The 3,099-nt window shown below is 35.3% G+C and carries 1 protein-coding gene and 1 pseudogene; one reads left to right on the forward strand and one right to left on the reverse strand.

Translation table 11 applies throughout. The features are described from left to right. Positions 1-2,114 (reverse strand): annotated as a pseudogene (locus CJP74_RS07885) (hypothetical protein); the annotation flags it as partial. A 204-nt stretch (positions 2,115-2,318) separates the two neighbouring features. Between CJP74_RS07885 and mutT the strand changes: the two are divergent. Further along, entirely contained in the window at positions 2,319-2,885 is a 567-nt protein-coding gene (gene mutT, locus CJP74_RS07890) for an 8-oxo-dGTP diphosphatase MutT (protein WP_119497978.1), read from the forward strand. Positions 2,886-3,099 lie beyond the last annotated feature (214 nt).

Genomic DNA, 3,099 nt, shown 5'->3' on the forward strand with positions numbered 1-3,099 from the left:
TCTAAACGTTCTTGCTCTAAACGTTCTTGCTCTAAACGTTCTTGCTCTAAACGTTCTTGCTCTAAGCGTTGTTGTACTAGACGCTCTTGTGCTAGACGTTCTTGTTCAGCTTGCTGTTCTTTTTCTTTTTCAGCTTGAGCTTCGAGAAGTTTATTTTTGCGTAAACGTAATTGCTCCTCTTTTATTTGGGCAATAAATTCATCTCGATTAATAATTGTACGTGTAGCTTTCTTTCTGCTTCTTTTACGTGTTGCCTTTTTCTTTTCAGGGAGAATTTCATCGGCAGGGGTTAGAGGCGAAAGAGTTACAGGTGGAGGACTTGAGTAGGCTTGAGCCCATGCTAAATCCTCGTCATTATAGCCTGCATTAGCATCGCTAAATAAGGTATATTGATTGCGTCTACGTCCACCTTCTTGTTTGTTTTGTTCGAGTTCTTCTCGTTTAACGCGATTTTGGGATTTGAGTTCTTGACGAATAAATTTATTCTCAAATTCACTTTCTTCACTATAGCTTTTAAAGCCATGTCCTTGCTCAGCTTCATCTGCTTGAATATCGTGTTTAGCTAAAGCCTTAACTCGAGTTTTATATTCTTGCAGATTGAAACCTGATTTTTGCGCAATTTCTTGTCCTGCCTCACTAAAAAGGGTAAAGATTTCTTCTTCATCTAAGCTTGCCAAAGGCGAGTCAAGATTATTTTCAGCAGCATGGAGTTTTTCATAGAGAACTGCTTGATAGATATCTTTTAAGATTGCTAGCTTGCTAAGTTCTTTTACCGCTTTAATTGCTTGGAAATCGAGATTTTCTCCCGCTTGAGCCAAAAACTCTTCCCGAATATTGTCATCAACTTGTACTTGGATGCCATTAAAAGTATATTCATCTGAGTTAAAAATCACATCTAGCGGAGAAAAGTCATCAGCAAAGATATCATAACCTAAAAACGAGAACATGCTACTTAAGTAAGGATCTTCTTGTACTTTTTCTTTGCTAAGAAGTTTTACATTGCCTAAGACAAGATCCTGTTCATCTAAATAAGTGCGATCAAGATAGAGTGAACCTAGGCGAGATGTTTCTTGCTTGCTAGTTTGTGACTTGTCCTCTTCTTGCAGTTCAACTTCTTGTCCTAGAGTTTGTTGGATGTATTTTTCCAGTTGGATGTTAGCTTCAGGATTTTCGATAACTGAGGCGTACTTATCAAGCAGATCAAGTTGTTGTAACTGCAACTGCGCAAAAATACGCTCTTGTACTTCAGGAGCATATTTTTTTGCTAGTTTAAAGATTAACTCAGGAGTTGGATCATTTTGGAAGTAGAGTAAAGTTTCTTGATCTTCCTCATCATCGCTAAAGAGTTTACCTTGATAGTCTAGATAAGAAGTGCCATTGAGTTTGTTTTGCAGATCTTGCAAGAGGTTTTCTTGCGAGATAAGGTAACGCATCTCGTAGTAAGTATAACGAATTTTTAATTCCCGCGTTTGCAATAGTAGAGAAATTAATAAAATTTCTAACGAACGCCAATTAAAAGTAATTTTTTCTTGGTGTAAGCAAGCAATAAAGGCATCAAGAAAATCAATTAATTCTTGATAATCTATACCATGATTACTTTGCGCTACTTGCTCAAAATAAGCTAAAGCACTAACTATATAATCAAGATAGGTATCTTTGGGATTGTCTACTTTATACTGGCTATAGCTTTGGGGAACATAAGGAAGAAGTTGGGCTAACAAACTTCTAAAGCCAACTAACTGGCGTAAATAGCTTTGCGGAAATACGGCAGTAAGGCTATTATCAAGAAAGCCTTGTGGCACTTGATTGATATTTATTGGAGCTAAAGCTCGTTCAATAAATTGAAAAACCACAGGGAAATAATCTTCAAGAATTTCCTTTTCTTGTTCAAGTGATTGTTGTTGAATAAGATTATTTAAATCTTGTTCAATACGGTTTAAGGAAGTTAAATCTGGGGCTACTTGCTGAAAAAGCTCAACTTGATTTTTTAGCTCTTGGGTCAGTTGGCTAATTTGCTCGAGCGAATAATTATTCCCCACCTGTTTTTCTTCTTGTTGAAAGCGAAACTGTAAGAGTTTATCTACAATTTGGCGATAATCTTTTTTACTAATCATAAGTTTAGGATTGGGGGCTAATAGTTTTTCTTTATTTTATCATTTCTTGCTATCTTTTTCGAATGTAAAGATTAAGTGTGATAGAATATAAGCTAAGCAAAATAATTGCTTTGATTTTTAGAACTTAAATTCTAAAAATAGGGGGTTACCCTAGACGCAAGGGATCTAGGTTTAACCAGAGTTTATTTAGACAAAAGGAAAAATATGGAAGGTCTTCCCCAGAAATTAGAGAATATTTTTACTAACAGTTCTCTATCTCAATCAGCAACATCTCTTGAGGAACAACACATAAATGTCGTAGATGGAGCTAACCCATTTTTAAGCCAAGAGGAATTAGATAATATTCCTGATCATCAAATTCGACATGTAGTATGTGGAGTAATTTTTAATGAGTATGGACAGGTTTTAGTAAGCCGTCGTCGTGCTGGCGTTGAGTATGCTAACTCTTTAGAGTTTCCAGGTGGTAAAGTTGAACATCATGAAACGCATGAACAAGCTTTATTACGTGAGTTCGAAGAAGAAGTTGGTATTACCGTAGCAAACTTTAAACCTATTTATGATCAACGTGTTAATGGCTCTTCAGAACCATTTCACATTTACTTTTACTTAATTAAAGATTTCTTTGGTCAACCTTACGGTGCCGAAGGTCAAGACGTGTTTTGGTTGAATGTGGATGAGATTGACTATAACCGCTTTCCACCAGCAACGCAATTATTAATTCAAAATTTCATTTTAACAAATGAATATCTCAATGACATTTACCGTCGTTAAGAGCAAGCCCCAGTTGTATACAAGCAACTGGGGCTTACTAGTTGGGAGTAAGAGACTTTTGGTTTTTTGATTTTGGTTCTTTATTTTTTTTAATTCTGTTGTGTTTTTTCTTAAATTCTGTTGTTTGTTTTCTTAAATTCTGTTGTTTGTTTTCTTAAATTCTGTTGTTTGTTTTCTTAAATTCTGTTCTTTATTTTGGTTAATTATTTAAATT

This window comes from Psittacicella melopsittaci (assembly GCF_003585925.1).
Taxonomy (GTDB): domain Bacteria; phylum Pseudomonadota; class Gammaproteobacteria; order Enterobacterales; family Psittacicellaceae; genus Psittacicella; species Psittacicella melopsittaci.